Origin of the sequence: Actinoplanes sp. NPDC048791, from assembly GCF_040650095.1 — a bacterium.
In the GTDB taxonomy this organism is placed as follows: Bacteria; Actinomycetota; Actinomycetes; order Mycobacteriales; family Micromonosporaceae; genus Actinoplanes.
Window position 1 is genome coordinate 1 of record NZ_JBEZGQ010000090.1, and the last position, 15561, is coordinate 15561.

Genomic DNA, 15561 nt, shown 5'->3' on the forward strand with positions numbered 1-15561 from the left:
CGGCCGGCCGCCCCGGGCCCGGGCGGCGACCGAAGCCGGTGACGCCGGGTTGCCCGGCACGCCGGCCAGCTGCTTGGAGCTCGCCCCGCGCAGCTGCAGGTCACCCAGCTTGCCGGTCTCGATCAGGCCCTTGAAGGTGTCCAGGTCGGCCTTGAGCCGCCGGCGCAGGGTCTCCTGACCGTGCCGGTCGCTGGGCAGCAGGAAGGCCACGTCGGCCTCGAGCTGGGCGACGATCTGGGTCCGGGTCTCACCCATCGGCCGCAACGTGATCGTCTCGGCGAGCAGCGGTCCCTCGGTGGTCGCCCAGGAGACCCGCTCGTCCAGGGAGCGCTCGGTGATCTGGGCGTCGAACTCCCGGCGATGGCCCTCGACGTCCATGATCCAGTGGGTCTGGTCGTCGCCGATCCGGGTCACCCGCTGCACACCGGTCATGAACCGCGGATAGTTCTCGAACGTCGCGAGCTGCTCGTACACCGCGTGCAGCGGGGCACCGATCTCGACGGCCTGCTGAACCATACTCATCGCATCTCTCCCATGCTGAAGTGCTGGCATGACTGAGAGTACGTACGCGATTACAGGCTGCGGCCGGTTTCCGATCAGACCCGGCGCAGGTACTGCCACTGGCCGACCTCGCCGGCGTACCGGGCGTCACTCGCCGCTACGAGGGCCACACCAGCCTCCCGCAGCGTGGCCGCCACCAACGGGGACGGGCCGCGCCAGGCCTCGCTGATCTCGACGGCCGTACCAGTGACGAGGCAGGCGGTGGCGAGCGCCGCCAGCATGTCCCGGGTCACCGCCGACTCGTCGACGCCGACCTGGCTCAGCAGGCTCAACGGCCGGGCGAGCTGCGCCGGCGCGTACCGGGAGGCCCGGTCCATGCCCTTGATCGTCGCCGTCACCACGATCTCGGCGACCTGCTCCGGGGTGAGCTCACCCGTGGCGAGCTGGGCCCGCACGTCACGCGGCAGGGCCGGGCCGGAAGCCAGCGGCAGCCGGGACACGGCCACCGACACCGCCTCGAGGTGCCCCAGGTCCCCCGGCCAGGCCAGCCAGCCGTCGCGCTGGACGACCTCGACCTCGGCGGCGATGCGCAGGTTCAGCTCGGTGCGCCGGCGGGCCCGGCGGATGGTGTCCGCGTACGCGGGCAGCCACGTCGTCTCGGGCCCCACCTGGTCGGCGAAGGTGACCGAGGTCAGCCCGGCGTGGTCGGCGGCGGAGACGATCAGGCCCACGCTGTCCCGGCCCGCCGCGAACCCCGTGTGCACGTGGGCGTCGGCCCGCAGATCGAGGGCGGGCGCCGGCGTGGCGAGGGTGGTGCCGTCCATGACCGATTCGCGCTCTGCACCCACGATGACTCCCGAGACCGATTCCCGCCGGACGAGCTCTTCTCGCCCTGGGGATTACGGTGCGGCCCCGGTGTTGTGGACCGGGGCCGCGCCAGGTGCAGTCCGGGTGCGTCCGGTCAGAGCCGGAAAGCGCCCACCAGAGTGCGCAGTTGCTCGGCTGTCCGGGCCACCTCTTCGCTGGCCTGCCGGGTCTGGGTGACGCCGTGCACGGCGGTGGCGCTGGCGGTGGAGACGTCGGAGATGTTCGCGGCGATCCGGCTGCTGCCCGACGCCACCTCGCCGATGCTGCGGCTCATCTCGCCGGTGGTCGCGGTCTGCTCCTCGACGGCGCTCGCGATCGTCGTCTGGAAGTCATTGATCTTGGCGATGACCTCGCTGATCCGGCTGATCACCTCGACCGCGCCGCCGGTGTCCTGCTGGATCGCGTTCACCCGGGAACCGATGTCCTCGGTGGCCCGCGCGGTCTCCTGGGCCAGGTCCTTGACCTCGCTGGCCACCACCGCGAAGCCCTTGCCGGCGTCGCCGGCCCGGGCCGCCTCGATGGTCGCGTTCAGGGCGAGCAGGTTGGTCTGCTCGGCGATCGAGGTGATCAGCTTAATCACGTTGCCGATCTCCGCCGAGGACTCGCCGAGCTGCCGGATCGTCTCCGTGGCCTGCGCGGCCTCGGACACGGCGACCGCGGCGATCTGCGCGGCCTCGCTGGTGTTGCGCGAGATCTCCCGGATGCTCAGGCCCATCTCCTCGGAGCCCGCGGCCACCGTCTGCACATTGCGGGAGATTTCCTCGGCCTCGCTCGACGCCGACGAGGTCTGCGCGTCGGTGTCGTGGGCGGCGTCGGCGATCTGCCCGGCCACGGCCGACAGCTCGGTCGCCGAACTGGCCAGGGTCTCGGCCTCCTGACCGATGGTGGTGAGCGAGCGGTGGATCGACTCGACGGCGGCGTCCAGCCCGGTGGCCATCCGGCCGAGCTCGTCACGGGTCGTGATGCCGCTGCGCCGGGTCAGGTCGCCCTGCTGCAGGGCCTCGATGATCTCGCCGAGCCGCTGCACCGGGCGCAGGATCGACCGGGCCAGCGGTACGGACAGCCCGATCAGCAGGAGCAGCCCGACGAGACCGACGATCCAGGCGGCCCGTTTGGTGTCGCTCACCGCGTCGGCCATGACGGCGCGCTCCTCCTGGGCGGAGGCCGTCACCTTCTCGTTCAGGGCCCCGAGCTGGTCGTCCACGGCGTGGTTGCGCTCGGCGATCTGATCGGTGTTCGGGGCGGCGGCCGCGCCCGGGGTCAGGGACTGCTGGACGAAGCCGGTGATGAAGGTGCCGAAGTCGTTGACGTCCGGCCGGATCCCCCCGAACTCGGTGGCCAGGGCGCCGGTCAGCCCGCACGACTCGACCCCGTCGGCCGCCTCGGTGGCCGAGACCACGTCGTCGGCGACGTCCTGGGTGACGTCGTGCTTCAGGGCCGACCGGTACGCGTCGACCTTGAGCTCGCTCTGCCGGGTGTCGAGGTGGTTGAGCGCCCCGAGGCAGGCCTCCAGTGTCCGTACGTCGTCGGACTGGCTGACGACCCGGTTCTGCCCCTGCACCGTGATCGTGGCCAGGGCGAGCAGGGCCAGCACACCGACGAGCACGATAAGCGTCAGACGCTTGGCGATGCCCATTTCCGTCAATCTCGACATCTACGTCCCCCTCGAAGGCGACCATGTGCCCGAGCGTCCGGGCTCCTGGTGCGGCGGTAATTCCATCTTCAAGGCGGATCGGCCCATCCGCGCCGGTTTTTATCCATTTGCCGCAACTGTTCTGCACTGGCGGAGCACCGGAACCGGCATCCCGCGCTCGGCAGCCTGGCCTGACGAGCGCGTGTCCCCGTACGGCCGAAGGGAAACCCATGAAACGACGACATCAGCGCACCGCCCTCGCCCTGCTCGCCGCGGTCGGCACCGTCGGCGGCACTTTGACCCTCAGCCCCGCTCCCGCCGCCGCGGCGGGCACCGCGGCCAGGATCGCCGGGACCGGCAAGGTCGTCACCGGTGGCACGCCGCTCAACGCGCGCAGCGCCCCGTCCGCGGGCAGCCCCCGGGTCGGCACCATCCGCAACGGCGCCACCGTCTCGATCGTCTGCCGGATCGCCGGGCAGTTCATCAGCGGGACCGTGACGAACACCGGCTACTGGGACCGCCTGGCCGACAACAGCTACATCTCCGACGCGTACGTCCAGCGGGGCGCCTTCACCATTCCGAAGTGCAGCCCGGCCGCGCCGGTGTCGGCCGTACCGGTGCCGCCCGTGTCGGGCACCTGGATGCTTCCCGTCGCCGCCGGGCTGGTCAGCGGCTTCCGTACCACCGGCCGCCCGGCCCACGACGGCGTCGACCTCGGCGCCACCCGCAACACGCCGATCCGCGCAGCCACCGCCGGCACCGTCATCCGCGTGGTCTGCAACGTCTCCAAGGGAAGCTGCGACGTGGACGGCAGTTCCGCCCTGCGCGGCTGCGGCTGGTACGTCGAGGTCCAGCACGAGGGCAACCTGGTGACCCGGTACTGCCACATGGTGCGGCGCCCGGCGGTCACCGTCGGCCAGAGCCTCCCGCGCGGCGCGATCCTCGGCTACGTGGGCACGTCGGGCGCGTCCTCCGGCCCGCACCTGCACTTCGAGGTGCACGCCGGCGCGCCGGCGACCCGGGAGAACGCCGTCGACCCGATCGCCTTCTTCAAGGCTCGCGGCCTGTCCATCCGCTGATCCCGGCCCATCCGTTGAAACCGGCGCCGCCGTCCATCCGGGCGGTGGCGCCGGACCGGACCGGAAACCGTTGCCGGGCAAGCCAACGGGCCGGACTCCCACAGGGAGCCGGCCCAGGTTGGTACCACATTGGAGGGTCAGTCGGCCGGCGGCTCGGCACCGGCCGGACGCAACATCTCGGTCACCGCGCGGACGGCCGCCTCGTCGGGCGACGCCGCTTCCCGGTTGACCGCCTGCAGTTCCTGGTACACCTCTTCGCGGTGCACCTGAACGCTGCGCGGGGCGTTGATACCGATCCGGACGACGTCACCGCGCGTCTCGAGCACGGTCACGACGACGTCGTCGCCGATCATCACGCTCTCGCCGGCCCTCCTGGTCAGCACGAGCATCGCGGCAGTCCCTTCTCCATCCGTGGACAGGACACCTGAGCGAGTCCGTCAGTACGCCTGGCGCATGACGGCCCGCACCGGCATGTCAGTGCCGGACAGCACGACCTGCATGGCCCGGCGGCTGTCCCGGTCCACGATGATCGGGGCCAGCAGATTGGCCGTGGTCTCCTGGACGCCCGCGGTGATGACGACCATGACCAGCAGCCGGTCCGGGTCCTTGGTGTTCAGCGCGGCGAAGACGTCGTTCTCGATCTCCGGCGCGTAGTCCGGGAAGAACGGCTCCGGCGGGGCGACGAGGAATCGCAGACTCGGGTCATCGACGGACGTGAAAGCGTAGAGCAGGCCGTTGTCGTTCAGCCGGACCAGCACGAACTGCCGATGGGCCGGAAAGCCGGGCATGGGTACGGCCATGTCGATGATCGGCATGTCCTGCTCGATGTCGTTCACGATTGCCCCAATCGGTCGGGACGCGGTGCGAGTAGTCATGGTCACCTCAGGAAATCGATGAGCGAGGGTTGAATAACCTTGGCCGTGGCGGCCAGGGCAGCCTGGTACGAGGTCTGCTGAAGCTGCATATCCATGATGGTTTTCGGCAGATCGATGTCCTCGATGTCCGACAGCTGCGAGGTCACGGACAACAAGCGGTCCTGGGCCGATTCCTTCATCTGCGTAATCCGATTATATCGTGAGCCGATCTCGGAAATGGCCGATTTCAGTTTGTTGCCGGCCTTGTCGAGGCTGGTGAGATCGTGCTGCAGGGCGGCGTTGTCACCGGAGCGCAGGTGCGCCGAAACGTTCTCCAGGACCCGGAACAATCCGGTGGTGTCGGCACTGACATCGGTGTTGTCGCCGAACGCCTCCGGGCCGGTCATGTCGACCCGCACCTTCACATTGGAACCGACCGTGCGCGACACACTCGTGCGCGAGGCATCGGCCGGGTCGTACGCATTCCCGGTGAAGCCGCCGTCCTTGTCATAGGCCACCGGCTCGGTGGTGTTACCGCCGAACACCGGCCGATCCAGATAGCGGGTGTTCGCATAGGACACCAGCGACTCGCGGATCTGGTCGATCTCGGTGGCCAGCGCCTCGTTGGCCTGGGCCCCGTTCGTGGTGGAGTTCAGGCCCTGCACGGTCAGGTCCCGGGCCCGGTTGACCAGGGTCGACGAGCTGCCCAGGGTCTGCTCCAGGGTGCCGAGCCAGCCCAGGCCGTCGTCGGCGTTGCGGGTGTACTGCAGGCTGGTGCGCGTCTCGCCCCGCAACTGCAGGGCCGAGACCGTGCCGGCCGGCGAGTCCGACGGCCGGTTCAGTTGCTTGCCGCTGGACAGCTGGTCCTGGATCTTCGCGCCCTTGGCGATGTTGCGCTGGAGGTTGGCCAGCACCCGGGTGTGGATGCTGCCCTCGGTGACTCTGCCGCCGATCATGTCTACCCCTACCTGCCGACCAGGCCCGTACGGTTGATGAGCTGGTCGAGCATCGAATCGATCGTGGTCAGGACCCGGGACGCCGCTTCGTACCCGCGCTGGTACGTGAGCAGGTTGGTCATCTCCTCATCGAGATTGACCCCGGACTCGCCCTCGCGCGCCGCGTCGATCTGCTCGGTCACCACGGCCTGGATCTCGGCCCGCCGGGTGGAGCCCTGCGAGGAGACCCCGAGCCGGCCGATCATCGACTGGTACTCGCGGTCCGGGCCGTCGGCCGCGTCGCCGATGTCGGCGATGGCGTCGGCCACGGAGTTGTCGAGGGTGCCACTGGCCCCCGCGACGGCCACCTTGTCCGGATCCTTGACGAGGACCGTGACGGACCCGTCCGGGTTGCGCCCGAAGAAGTCCAGTCCGGTGCTGCCGTCGACGCTGAAACCGTCGCGGTGCTTGGCGTTCACCGAGTTGATCAGATTGTCGGCGACCGAGGTGAGGTCGCTCGACAGTCCCGGGATGATGGTGGTCATCGTGTCCATGGAGGCGCCCATCTTGCCGCCCGCCTGGATCGTCGAGCCGGGGTCGTCCTTCCAGACCAGCCGCACCGGGTCCCCGCCGGACAGCTGATCCTGCAGCCGCTTCGCGCCGGTGACGTCGATCTCGCGGACCGTGGTCCCGGTGACCAGGGTGGAGCCGCCGATGAAGACGTCCATCCCGCCGTTCTCCCGCTTCGCCGCGGTGGCCCCGGTGAGCTCGGCGAGCTTCATGGCCAGCAGGTCCCGCCGGTCCTCCAGCTCGTTGACCGTCAGCCCGGAGGCGTTGGCCATGATGATGCTGTCGTTGAGCTGGGCGATGGACCCGGCCGTCACGTTCACGTCGTCGACGTAGGCCGACATCTGCGTGCGGTCCTGGCTCCACTGCCGGGACAGCGAGTCCTGGGCGGCGTTCAGCTGGTCGGCCACCGTGGCGCTCTGCTGGATCAGGGCCGAGCGGGGCGCGGAGAGCTGCGGGTTGTTGGAGACGTCGTTCCAGCCGCCCCACATGTCGCGCAGCTGGGCCGCCAGGGCGGTGTCGCTCGGCTCGGCGAAGGCGTCCTCGATCGAGGTGTAGGACGCGCTCTGAGCGGCCAGGTACGAACTCGCGCCGTGCTCGGTCCGGCCCCTGTTCTCCAGGTACTCGTCGCGCAGGCGCTGGACGTCCGACACGGCGACGCCGGTGCCGAGCCCGTCGGTCTTGGCGTACATGGCCGGCGAGAGCGAGCCGACCTGGGACTGCATCTGGACCCGCTGCCGGGTGTAGCCCTCGGTGTTGGCGTTCGCGATGTTCTGACCGGTGACGTCCAGCCCGCGCCGCTGCGCGTAGAGGGAGGTCAGTGCGGTGTTGATACCGCCGAAACTGCTGCCCATCAGATCGCCTCATCCACCAGGCTGGGGCGGCGCACGCCGCCGCTGACGGTTTTCCCTTGCGGGCTGTACGTTTCCACGGTTCCGGCGAACGCGAGCATGGTTTCGCGAGCTGCGCGCTGACCGGCGGTCAGCAGCTCACGGTTGGACTCCGCGATGGCGCCGATCTCCGAGGTCAGCGTCAGGAACGCCTTGCGGTGCTGGTGCAGCAGGTCCGACCAGGGAGCCGGCGCCGCGTCCGCGAGCTGCCCGAGGGACGCCTCGGCGTTGAGCCCGAGCTCCACCGCGACACCTTGCGCATAGGCGGCCCGCACGACCTCGGTCTGGCGGATCTGATCCAGCACCACCTCCACCTCGCGGGTGGCATGCGCGAGCCAGCGGGACCGGTTCGAGGCGAGCAGCAACTGCTCCTCCTCGAGCTTGAACAACAGGAGTTCCAACAGCTCCCGCGCACGCCACAGGACGCTGGACAGGTCAGTCAGACTCACCGGCTCCTCCTCTCCACGGCAGGAGTCCCTCCCGCTTCACCGGACAAGTCGGCACTCGCCGGGCGTCCCTGAGGACTTGAGCGCCTTCGGGTTGCGAATCGGGTCCCGGCCGGATCCGGCCCCGGAAGAAGTTCTGAACAAACTTCAGATACCCCTCAGGACGCTCCGTGGCCGACCGATCACTGATGGCGTAAGCACAACGGCTCACGGACGGGCCGGTCAGGACCCCACTCAAGGAGGAAATTCAAATGGGTCTTCGTATCAACCAGAACATCGCTGCCCAGAACGCCTACCGCAGCCTGTCGGTCTCCGACAACCAGATGTCGAAGTCGCTGGAGAAGTTGTCGTCCGGCTTCCGGATCAACCGGGCCGCCGACGACGCCGCGGGTATGGCGATCAGTGAGGGTCTGCGCAGCCAGGTCGGTGGCCTCAAGGTCGCCGTCCGCAACGCGCAGGACGGTGTCTCGGTGGTGCAGACCGCTGAGGGTGCGCTCAACGAGGTGCACTCGATCCTGCAGCGCATGCGTGACCTGGGCGTGCAGGCCGGTAACGACTCGAACAACGACAAGGCCCGGGCCAACATCGCCACCGAGGTCTCCAGCCTCAACGACGAGCTGAAGCGGATCGGCGACTCGACCAACTTCAACGGCACCAAGCTGCTGAACGGCAACGCGACGCCGCTGAAGTTCCAGGTCGGCGCCGACGGTGACGCCAACAGCCAGATCTCGGTCGACCTCAGCTCGGTGGACGTCACCGACATCGCGGCCAAGCTCGGCGGTAACTCGAAGTCCTTCGAGGTGCTCACCCCGACGGACGTCGAGGGCGACATGTCCTTCAACATCACCGGCAGCGCCGACGCGGACGTGACCGTCAACCTGGGCGCGGCCCCCGGTGACCACAAGACCGTCCAGGACGTGGCCGACACCCTGAACAACAACTCCGGTTTCGCGGAGAAGTTCTCGGCATCGGTGGACAAGGACAACAAGCTGATCGTCACGTCGAAGACCGGTGACAACGCGGACGTGACGTTCACGCTGCCCACCGCCGGCGTCACCGACGACGGCACGGCGAACACGGCCGGCATGCAGTTCAAGACGGCGGCGGACGCGCAGGCGGCCGTCAACCTGATCGACTCCAAGATCGAGCAGGTGTCGACGGCACGGGCGAAGCTCGGTGCGTACCAGAACCGCTTCGAGCACACCATCGCCAACGCCAACGTCGCCGTGGAGAACCTGTCGGCGTCGGAGAGCCGGATCCGTGACACGGACATGGCGCAGGAAATGATGTCCTACACCCGTTCGCAGATCCTCACCCAGGCCGGCACCGCGATGCTGTCCCAGGCCAACCAGTCGCAGCAGGGCGTGCTGTCCCTCCTGCGCTGATCCGGCCGGTGAGGCGTCGCATCCCGCGGCGAATCACCACGGGAACAGCTCAGTCAACGGCTCAGACAACCGAATAGACGGGCGGTCGGCGACATCGCCGGCCGCCCGTCCCGTTCCAGCCCCACAGACGGAGGGATCAACGCGATGGCCAGTATCGACGGCTTGATCAGTGGCATGAGCACCACGGACACGATCAACCAGCTCATGCAGGTCGAGGCGGCCCCGCAGACGGCGCTGAAGAGCAAGGTCAGCACGGTCAACAAGGTCGTGACCGCGTACCAGAGCGTGAACAGCAGGCTGTCCAGCCTCGCTGCCGCGGCCAACGCGCTCGGCAAGAGCGACACCTGGGGCAGCATGAAGGCCTCCTCGACCTCCAGCGCCGCGGCGATCTCGGCCCAGCCCGGGGCTTCCGCCGGCTCGCTGAGCTTCCACGTCGACCAGCTCGCCGCGACCCGCCTGCAGACGTTCAAGGACATGTCCGTCACCTCGATCACCGACGCCGACGCGGCCCCGGTGATGAGCAACGACTCCTTCGACATCTACCTCAAGGACGGCACGAAGAAGCCGCTGACGCCGACGGACCGGTCGCTGCAGGCGGTCGTGACCGCCATCAACGGCGAGGCGGAGGCGCCGTACAAGGCTTCAGCCGTCCAGATCGCGCCGGGCCGGTACACCCTGCAGCTCACCGCGAAGGAGAGCGGCGCGGCAGCGGCGGCGAAGATCGACAGCGTCGGTCTCCCCGAGGGTCTCGACCTCGGCACCTCCTCGGTCACGATCGACGGCCGCGACGCCGTGCTGACGGTCGGCGAGGGCGGCGGCGCCTACGCCATCAACTCCGCGAGCAACACCTTCGCCGAGATCCTGCCGGGCGTCACCGTCACTGCCGCGAAGGCCCAGGCTCCGGGGGACGCGCCGGTCACCGTCGACATCAGTGCCGACGCCGAGGGCATCGCCACCAAGGTGCAGGCCCTGGTCGACAACGTCAACGTGGTGCTGAACGAGCTCGCCTCGCAGAGCAAGATCAAAACTGGCGAGATCGCCGCCGGCCCGCTCGTGGGCGACGCCGCGGTCCGCAAGCTCCGCCAGGACATCCTGAGTGCCGTCTCGGGCGGCGCGGCCGGGCTCGGCGCGAACGACACGACGGCCAGCTTCAAGGAAGTCGGTATCTCGATCAACCGGGACGGCACGCTGGCCTTCGTGAAGGACGACTTCATGAAGACCTACAAGGCCGATCCGGCCCGGGCGGAGAAGTTCTTCGACTCGTACACCGACGTCACCAGCCCCAAGGGCAACGGCACGGCGGGGACCTTCGAGCCGGGCTTCGACACCGCGATCGGGCTGGGCCGCAAGCTGGAGGCGGTGGCGCTGATCGCCAGCGAGGGCGTGAAGGATCCGGACAACCCCACCAAGGTGCGGCAGGGCACCATGAAGGCCCTGATGGAGCGCAACACCGCGACCATCTCCAGCCTGAACGACCAGGTCAGCGAATGGGACGTCCGGCTGGAGCTGCGCCGGACCGCGCTGCAGAAGCAGTTCTCCGGCCTTGAGGTCGCCCTGGGCAAGATGCAGCAACAATCCTCCTGGCTGGCGGGTCAGCTCGCCGGTCTCGGCTGAACGGAGCGCACTCCATGACCAACCTCTCACCGGCCATGCGTGAGCGTTACCTCGCCGACGTCGCGGCCACGGCCTCGCCGGCCAAGCTGCTGCTGATGCTCTTCGACCGCCTGGTGATGGACCTGGTCCGCGGCGAGGAGGCGCTGGCCGCCGGCAACCGGTCCGGGGCCAACACGCACCTGCTGCACGCCCAGGACATCGTCACCGAGCTGCACGTCTCGCTGAACCTCGACGCCTGGGACGGAGCTGCCGGCCTGGCCGCGCTCTACACCTTCGTCGAGACCGAACTGGTCAACGCGAACGTACGGGGCGACGTGACCAAGGTGAGTGCCATCCGCGGACTGATGGAGCCTCTGCGCGACACCTGGCGCGAGGCCGCCATGGCCGCGGCGGCGGCCGAGGGGTGATCCTGATGGCCGACGACTGGCGCCAGGCCTGGATCGCCGCCCTCGACGAGCTCGAGGCCGACGTCGAGGCCGTGGAGAAAATGATCTCGGAGGAGCACCGCAGCCAGGAGCTGCCGGCCGCGACACCGTGGGCGCCACCGCCGGGTCTCGGCCCGCTGCCGCTGGATCTGCGCCCGAGGGCCGACTTCATCCTGACCCGCCAGCTGGAGGCGGCGCGCGCGGCCGCCCTCGCGATCACCGCCAACCGGCGGCAGACCGCCTTCGCCGCCCGGGTGGAGGTCGGCACGGCCGGCAAAGGGATTCCCACCTACATCGACTGCGCCATCTGACCCACCGGCACCAGCTCTGTCACAACCCGGGACCCCGGCAGGGGTCTCGGGTTGTTGTGTGCAACCCACCAGCAACCGTTTCGGACTCAGCGGATCGGCCGACGGGCCGAATCGGAGAGTACGAGCAACGGATTGCTCCGACCTATCGCCAGGGACAGGCACCTCCTCCGCAGAAGGGAACTGCCGTGTTCGACGACGTCGCATCGTCCTCGCTCCGCGTCGCAGTGGCCGGCCTGTCCGCTCGGCAGAACGCCATCGCCAACAACATCTCCAATATCGAGACCCCCGGCTACCAGGCTCGTAAGGTCAAGTTCGAGGAGGCGCTCAGCAGCGCCGTCGCTCACGGCCAGTCGCCCTCGACGGTCTCGCCGAGCGTGCAGAACTCGCTGGAGCCGACGCGCCTGAACGGCAACAACGTCAACCTCGATGAGGAGACGCTCTCGCACATCGACACGACGATGCGCTACCAGCTCACGCTGCGCGCCCTCGACGGCAAGTACGGACTGATCCGCGACGCGATCAAGGGGGCCTGAGCCAGATGAGCACCTTCAACGCGATCGGCACCGCCGCATCCGGCGTCACCGTCTACCGCAAGTGGCTGGACGCCGTCTCGGACAACATCGCCAACATGGACAACGTCAGCAAGACGTCCGACAAGGCCTTCCAGGCGCGCTACGTCGTCGCCCAGGAGGCCCAGGACGGCAACGGCGCACAGGTGGGCGGCATCGCGTACGGCAGCGCGGAGGGTGTGCTGGCGTACGAGCCGGACAACCCGATGGCCGACACCGAGGGCTACGTGCGCCGGCCGGACATCGACCTCGGCAGCCAGATGGCCCAGCTGATGATGGCGCAGCGCGCGTACCAGGCGAACCTCTCGGTCGTGGACCGGGCCCGGGAGTCCTACCAAGCGGCGATCCAGCTCGGGAAGGGCTGACCATGACCTCTCCGATCAGCGCGCTCGGCGCGGTCAGCGGCCTCAGCGGCATCGGCGCGGTCTCCGGCGTCGACGGTGTCGCCGGCGCGGGCACGACCAAGGCTGTCACCGGTCCGAACACCGACTTCGCGGGCATGCTCTCCAAGGGCCTCGAGAGCGTCCAGGCCTCCCAGTCCAAGGCCTCGGACCTGGCCGTGCAGGTCGCCAACGGCACGCTGCAGGACCCCGCCCAGTACACGATGGCCTCCACCGAGGCCGCGCTGGGACTGCAGCTGACCATGGCGATCCGCAACAAGGCTGTGGAGGCCTTCCAGGAGATCATGAGGATGCAGGCCTGACATGAGCGACCGACTCCCCGCGCCCGTACGCAAGGCCGGTGACACCTTCAAGTCCTTCACCCCGGGACAGAAGGCCGTCACCGTCGCCGCCGTGCTCGCCCTGCTCATCGGCGGCTACTTCTTCGCCACCTGGGCGTCCAAGCCGTCGTACTCCGCCCTGTTCAGCAACCTGTCGAGCAAGGACGCCAGCGCGATCGTCGAGTCGCTGCAGAAGACCGGCACGGCGTACGAGCTGAGCAACGGCGGCAGCACCATCCTGGTGCCCAAGGACCAGGTGTACGACCTGCGGCTGCAGCTGTCCGGCGAGGGCCTGCCCGGCGAGTCGGACACCGGCTACGCGCTGCTGGACCAGCAGGGCATCACCACCAGCGACTTCATGCAGCACACGAACTACCAGCGGGCGTTGCAGGGTGAGCTGGCCAGCACGATCAAGTCGATCGACGGCGTGGAGGCGGCGACGGTCAACCTGGTGCTGCCGCAGAAGGACGTCTTCGCCGACGACCAGAACAAGACCACGGCCTCGGTGCTGGTGCAGTCCGCGGCGAACAAGCCGTTGACGGCCGAGAAGGTCCGCGCGATCGTGCACCTGGTCGCGTCGAGCGTCGAGGGTCTCGACCCGGAGCAGGTCACCGTGGCCGGCGCCGACGGCAAGATCCTGTCCACCGGCGGCGGCGCCGCGGTGGCCACCGGCGGTGACAGCGGTACGGAGTCACAGACCGTCGCCTTCCAGAACCGCCTCAACTCCTCCCTGCAGAACATGCTCGACAGCGTCGTCGGACCCGGCCACGCCGTGGTGACCACGACCGCTGAGCTCGACTACGACCAGACCGAGACGACCACCGAGCGCTATGCCTCGGACCCGTCCGTCGCCGCGTTGTCGGAGAGCATCAGCCGTGAGGCGTACAACGGCAATGGCAACGGCACCGGCGGCGTGCTCGGCCCGGACAACATCCAGGTGCCCAACGGCGCGACCAGCAGCAACGGCGCCGGGCAGTACGAGAACAGCAACACCGTGCGCAACAACGCGGTCAACAAGACCACCGAGGCCCGCAAGAGCGCCCCGGGCAGCATCAAGAAGCTGAACGTGGCCGTCCTGCTGGACAGCACGACTGCCGGCGCGGTGAACTCCGCCGACGTGCAGGCGCTGGTCAGCGCCGCGGCCGGGATCGACGCCAACCGCGGCGACACCATCGCGGTCAGCGCCATGCCGTTCGACACGAGTGCCGCCACCGCGGCCAAGGACGCGCTGGCCGCGTCCGCCGCCGCCGAGCAGTCGGCCAAGCAGACCTCCCTGATCAAGACCGCGGCGATGGCCCTGGTCGTGCTGCTCCTGATCTTCCTGGCCTGGCGGGCCAGCCGGCGGGCCAAGAAGCGCAAGGCGCTGACCCCGGCCGAGCTCAAGCACCTCGAGGACATGCAGGCGGCGCTGGAGCAGCAGCGGCTGGCGCAGCTCAACGCGGCGATCCCCTCGCCCGCGATCGAGGCGGCGAACGCGGACCTGGAAGCCCTCGAGGAGCGCCAGCGCGAGATCGAGCAGATGGTCGAGGACCAGCCCGAGGAGATGGCCGCGCTGCTGCGGGGCTGGCTCGCCGCCACCCGGTAGCCGTCCCGTTATGTCCACCCCCTGGTTCAAGGAGGAACCGCGTTGACCACACCCGGGCTGACCACGACGTCGATGACCGGTCTGCGCAAGGCCGCCATCCTGATGGTCCGGATGGGCAAGGAGTACTCGACCCGGGTGCTCGCCAACATGAAGGAGAACGAGGTCGAGGAGATCTCCGCAGAGATCGCCCGGCTGGGCAAGCTGGAGCCGCAGGTCGTCGGCGACGTCATCGACGAGTTCTACGCCCTGGCCACCACCAAGCACGCCGGCGCCGGCGGTATGGCGTACGCCCGTGAGCTGCTGGAGGCGTCGCTGGGCACCGAGCGGGCCCAGCTGATCCTGGACCGGCTGCAGGCCTCGATGACCGACATGCCGTTCAACTTCCTCAGCCACGCCGACCCCCGGCAGCTGCTCTCCTACGTGCAGTACGAGCACCCGCAGACGATCGCGCTGGTGCTGGCCCACATCCCGTCGGCGCTGGCCAGCTCGATCCTGTCCGGGCTGGCGCCCGAGGTGCAGTCTGACGTCGCGCACCGGATCGCCGTCATGGACCGCACCTCGCCGGACGTGATCCGGCAGGTGGAGGTGGCTCTGCAGCGCAAGCTCTCCACCGTGCTCCAGCCGGACGAGCTTTCCACCGTCGGCGGCCTGGACCCGCTGGTCGACATCATCAATCGGGCCGACCGCACCACCGAGCGCCTCATCCTGGAGGCCCTGGAGGCGCGCAACCCGGAGATCGCCGAGGAGATCCGGCGGCGGATGTTCATGTTCGAGGACATCGTCAACCTGGACGACCGCTCGGTGCAGCTGGTGCTGCGCCAGGTCGAGCCCTCCGACCTCGCCACCGCGCTCAAGGGCGTGGCCGAGGAGGTCCGCAACAAGGTCACCCAGAACCTCTCCGAGCGGGGCCGGGAGAACCTGCTGGAGGAGATCGACCTGATGGGCCCGGTCAAGGTCAAGATGGTCGAGGAGGCGCAGACCAAGATCGTCGCGGTGATCCGCGCGCTGGAGGACTCCGGCCAGATCGAGATCCAGCGTGGTGGCGAGGCCGATGAGCTCATCGACTGACGACGGGCCGGTGCTGGGGCCACCGTCGGCCGGCTCAGCCCGAGCGCGGACTCCAAGGAGTTGGCGGCGATGATGGTCGCGGATCTAGCGGCGAGCAGGCGTACCAGTTTG

General features: G+C 69.0%; 18 protein-coding genes. 10 read left to right on the forward strand and 8 right to left on the reverse strand.

Annotated features, from left to right (window positions below; translation table 11 throughout):
* From AB0C29_RS09910 to AB0C29_RS09920, 3 genes are all read right to left on the reverse strand, one after another.
* A partial coding sequence (locus AB0C29_RS09910) for an SRPBCC family protein (RefSeq protein WP_360817846.1) occupies positions 1-522 on the reverse strand: 522 nt, incomplete at its 3' end.
* 74 nt (positions 523-596) lie between these two features.
* Positions 597-1349: a hydrolase gene (locus AB0C29_RS09915; RefSeq protein WP_360817849.1), complete on the reverse strand. Its 753-nt coding sequence runs from the start codon at positions 1347-1349 to the stop codon at positions 597-599.
* Positions 1350-1462: 113 nt separating this feature from the next.
* A complete protein-coding gene (locus tag AB0C29_RS09920; RefSeq protein WP_360817852.1) occupies positions 1463-3022 on the reverse strand; it encodes a methyl-accepting chemotaxis protein in 1560 nt (519 codons plus the stop codon).
* Positions 3023-3231: 209 nt separating this feature from the next.
* Between AB0C29_RS09920 and AB0C29_RS09925 the strand changes: the two genes are divergently transcribed.
* Positions 3232-4080 (forward strand): peptidoglycan DD-metalloendopeptidase family protein, encoded by an 849-nt coding sequence (locus AB0C29_RS09925; protein WP_360817854.1) that lies wholly within the window; start codon positions 3232-3234, stop codon positions 4078-4080.
* A gap of 137 nt (positions 4081-4217) precedes the next feature.
* On the opposite strand, the gene csrA is transcribed toward AB0C29_RS09925, so the two are convergent.
* From csrA to flgN, 5 genes are read right to left on the reverse strand one after another with little or no spacing between them, the layout of a single operon-like run.
* Positions 4218-4469 (reverse strand): carbon storage regulator CsrA, encoded by a 252-nt coding sequence (csrA, locus tag AB0C29_RS09930; RefSeq protein WP_360817856.1) that lies wholly within the window; start codon positions 4467-4469, stop codon positions 4218-4220.
* 48 nt (positions 4470-4517) lie between these two features.
* Entirely contained in the window at positions 4518-4916 is a 399-nt protein-coding gene (locus AB0C29_RS09935) for a flagellar assembly protein FliW (RefSeq protein WP_360817859.1), read from the reverse strand.
* Between the two features lie 41 nt (positions 4917-4957).
* On the reverse strand, positions 4958-5848 hold the full coding sequence (locus AB0C29_RS09940; protein ID WP_360545717.1) for a flagellin: 891 nt from the start codon (positions 5846-5848) through the stop codon (positions 4958-4960).
* Positions 5849-5898: 50 nt separating this feature from the next.
* On the reverse strand, positions 5899-7290 hold the full coding sequence (gene flgK, locus AB0C29_RS09945; protein WP_360817862.1) for a flagellar hook-associated protein FlgK: 1392 nt from the start codon (positions 7288-7290) through the stop codon (positions 5899-5901).
* Entirely contained in the window at positions 7290-7775 is a 486-nt protein-coding gene (gene flgN / locus AB0C29_RS09950; protein ID WP_360545721.1) for a flagellar export chaperone FlgN, read from the reverse strand. Before flgN ends, flgK begins: the two co-directional genes overlap by 1 nt.
* 248 nt (positions 7776-8023) lie before the next feature.
* Between flgN and AB0C29_RS09955 the strand changes: the two genes are divergently transcribed.
* The 9 genes from AB0C29_RS09955 (at position 8024) to fliG (ending at position 15450) form a co-directional block, all read left to right on the forward strand.
* A complete protein-coding gene (locus AB0C29_RS09955; protein ID WP_360817865.1) occupies positions 8024-9157 on the forward strand; it encodes a flagellin in 1134 nt (377 codons plus the stop codon).
* Between the two features lie 144 nt (positions 9158-9301).
* A complete protein-coding gene (gene fliD / locus AB0C29_RS09960; protein ID WP_360817868.1) occupies positions 9302-10771 on the forward strand; it encodes a flagellar filament capping protein FliD in 1470 nt (489 codons plus the stop codon).
* A 14-nt stretch (positions 10772-10785) separates the two neighbouring features.
* On the forward strand, positions 10786-11178 hold the full coding sequence (gene fliS, locus AB0C29_RS09965) for a flagellar export chaperone FliS (protein ID WP_360817871.1): 393 nt from the start codon (positions 10786-10788) through the stop codon (positions 11176-11178).
* A 5-nt stretch (positions 11179-11183) separates the two neighbouring features.
* Entirely contained in the window at positions 11184-11507 is a 324-nt protein-coding gene (locus AB0C29_RS09970) for a hypothetical protein (protein ID WP_360817874.1), read from the forward strand.
* Positions 11508-11692: 185 nt separating this feature from the next.
* Positions 11693-12040 (forward strand): flagellar basal body rod protein FlgB, encoded by a 348-nt coding sequence (gene flgB, locus AB0C29_RS09975; protein WP_360545731.1) that lies wholly within the window; start codon positions 11693-11695, stop codon positions 12038-12040.
* A 5-nt stretch (positions 12041-12045) separates the two neighbouring features.
* Positions 12046-12441 (forward strand): flagellar basal body rod C-terminal domain-containing protein, encoded by a 396-nt coding sequence (locus tag AB0C29_RS09980; protein WP_360545733.1) that lies wholly within the window; start codon positions 12046-12048, stop codon positions 12439-12441.
* Positions 12442-12443: 2 nt separating this feature from the next.
* A complete protein-coding gene (gene fliE / locus AB0C29_RS09985; RefSeq protein WP_360817876.1) occupies positions 12444-12779 on the forward strand; it encodes a flagellar hook-basal body complex protein FliE in 336 nt (111 codons plus the stop codon).
* Between the two features lies 1 nt (position 12780).
* Positions 12781-14382 (forward strand): flagellar basal-body MS-ring/collar protein FliF, encoded by a 1602-nt coding sequence (gene fliF / locus AB0C29_RS09990; protein ID WP_360817879.1) that lies wholly within the window; start codon positions 12781-12783, stop codon positions 14380-14382.
* Positions 14383-14424: 42 nt separating this feature from the next.
* A complete protein-coding gene (gene fliG / locus AB0C29_RS09995) occupies positions 14425-15450 on the forward strand; it encodes a flagellar motor switch protein FliG (RefSeq protein ID WP_360545739.1) in 1026 nt (341 codons plus the stop codon).
* Positions 15451-15561 lie beyond the last annotated feature (111 nt).

What these genes read in the sequence shown, in the direction of transcription:
- AB0C29_RS09970 (WP_360817874.1), top strand. Translation starts at nt 11,184, where the DNA reads ATGGCCGACGACTGGCGCCAGGCCTGGATCGCCGCCCTCGACGAGCTC.
- AB0C29_RS09925 (WP_360817854.1), top strand. Translation starts at nt 3,232, where the DNA reads ATGAAACGACGACATCAGCGCACCGCCCTCGCCCTGCTCGCCGCGGTC.
- fliD (WP_360817868.1), top strand. Translation starts at nt 9,302, where the DNA reads ATGGCCAGTATCGACGGCTTGATCAGTGGCATGAGCACCACGGACACG.
- fliF (WP_360817879.1), top strand. Translation starts at nt 12,781, where the DNA reads ATGAGCGACCGACTCCCCGCGCCCGTACGCAAGGCCGGTGACACCTTC.
- AB0C29_RS09980 (WP_360545733.1), top strand. Translation starts at nt 12,046, where the DNA reads ATGAGCACCTTCAACGCGATCGGCACCGCCGCATCCGGCGTCACCGTC.
- AB0C29_RS09920 (WP_360817852.1), bottom strand. Translation starts at nt 3,022, where the DNA reads ATGTCGAGATTGACGGAAATGGGCATCGCCAAGCGTCTGACGCTTATC.
- fliE (WP_360817876.1), top strand. Translation starts at nt 12,444, where the DNA reads ATGACCTCTCCGATCAGCGCGCTCGGCGCGGTCAGCGGCCTCAGCGGC.
- csrA (WP_360817856.1), bottom strand. Translation starts at nt 4,469, where the DNA reads ATGCTCGTGCTGACCAGGAGGGCCGGCGAGAGCGTGATGATCGGCGAC.
- AB0C29_RS09955 (WP_360817865.1), top strand. Translation starts at nt 8,024, where the DNA reads ATGGGTCTTCGTATCAACCAGAACATCGCTGCCCAGAACGCCTACCGC.
- flgK (WP_360817862.1), bottom strand. Translation starts at nt 7,290, where the DNA reads ATGGGCAGCAGTTTCGGCGGTATCAACACCGCACTGACCTCCCTCTAC.
- fliS (WP_360817871.1), top strand. Translation starts at nt 10,786, where the DNA reads ATGACCAACCTCTCACCGGCCATGCGTGAGCGTTACCTCGCCGACGTC.